The organism is Streptomyces klenkii, from assembly GCF_003626645.1.
In the GTDB taxonomy this organism is placed as follows: domain Bacteria; phylum Actinomycetota; class Actinomycetes; order Streptomycetales; family Streptomycetaceae; genus Streptomyces; species Streptomyces klenkii.
Genome location: NZ_RBAM01000087.1, coordinates 1 through 1,361 on the forward strand (window position 1 = coordinate 1; position 1,361 = coordinate 1,361).

Sequence of the window (1,361 nt, forward strand, 5' to 3'; positions counted from 1 at the left end):
TGCCGTCCTGCTGGTCCGGGGTGTCGCCGCCGGCGTAGACGACCAGCCTGCCGCCCTCCGCCAGGGCCGCCTGGTACAGCTCGTCGAGCGTCCTGCGCTCCTCGGCACCGGAGGCTCGCCGCGACGCGGCGGACGAGCCGGGGGCGGAGGGCGCCGCGGCGCCCAGCGCGCCCAGTCCCAGAGTCGCACCGGCTCCGCCGGCCAGTGCTCGTCGCCTGCTGAGGAAACTGGACACGCGCGGGGACCTTTCTCACGGGGCCAGGAGTGGAGAGGGCCGTGGCCAGGGATCCGTGCCACAACCGGCTCCGATTCTCATTCCCGGGAGAGGCGGTCCGCGTCGGCCGAACGGCGCGGAGACCGCTCGGGAGGTGGAAAACCCCGTTCCACCGAACGGTGGAACGGCGGCGCCCGGCGGGTGTTCCGCTCGCCCGCCGCCGAGTGGACGTTTCGGATCTGTAACCGAATGTCCGGTCCCGGCGTCCGGAGGTTTCATCCAGGTGAGAAGCCGGGGTCATTCCGGCCCATCCGGTGGATCCCGCCCACATCGTGCCTAAGGTGACCGCTGACCGGATCCGGCGGCCGGGCCCCCGCCCAGCCGCCTGGAGCAATGACCGCTCCGGGCGGACGCCGCCACTGGTCCGGGGCGCGCGACATCACGCGCACAGCACCACCGGAACAGGAGCACAACCATGCACTTTCCCGTCGACCCGGGCCAGGCCCGCGAAACGCTGATAGCGGGGCTGGGCCGCCGCGGCTTCCTGCGCGCAGCGGGCGCCGTCACCGCCGCCGGGGGCACCGCCGCAGCCGTCGCCGCGAAGGGCGGACAGGCACACGCGGCCACGCCCGCCCGTTCGTCGTATACGGGGGAGATTCTCCAGCCGCACCGCGGCCGGGTCGACGGCGATCACTACCTGCCCTCCTTGCCCGACCAGGTCCGCTGGGGCTATGTGCCGGCGCTGGACAGCGAGCCGGTGCTGCGGATTCGCTCCGGCCAGACGGTCACCGTCGATTCCCTCTCCCACGAGGGCCTCCTGGAGGACCAGGGCCGCGACCCCGTGGCCTGGTTCGGCGGCCACGACGTGCCCAGACGTGAGGTGCTGACGGACGCCGTCGCGATGGCCCGGGACTACTCCCGGGCGCCGCGCGACTTCGACACCGACGGGCCGCACGTGATCACCGGACCGATCCGCGTCGAAGGGGCCGAGCCCGGGGACGTGCTGAAGGTGGAACCGCTGTCCTTGCTGCCGCGCGTGCCCTACGGCGTGATCTCCAGCCGGCACGGCAAGGGCGCGCTGGCCCGGCAGGCGGGCGGCGGGGCCCCGGCCGGCATCATGCCGGCGGAGGTGATGCCGGCGGTGGCC

General features: G+C 73.9%; 2 pseudogenes. One reads left to right on the forward strand and one right to left on the reverse strand.

The features are described from left to right. Positions 1-235: pseudogene (locus D7231_RS34800) on the reverse strand (ABC transporter substrate-binding protein); the annotation flags it as partial. Positions 236-689: 454 nt separating this feature from the next. Here D7231_RS34800 and D7231_RS34805 point away from each other — a divergent pair. Beyond that, positions 690-1,361 (forward strand): annotated as a pseudogene (locus tag D7231_RS34805) (acetamidase/formamidase family protein); the annotation flags it as partial.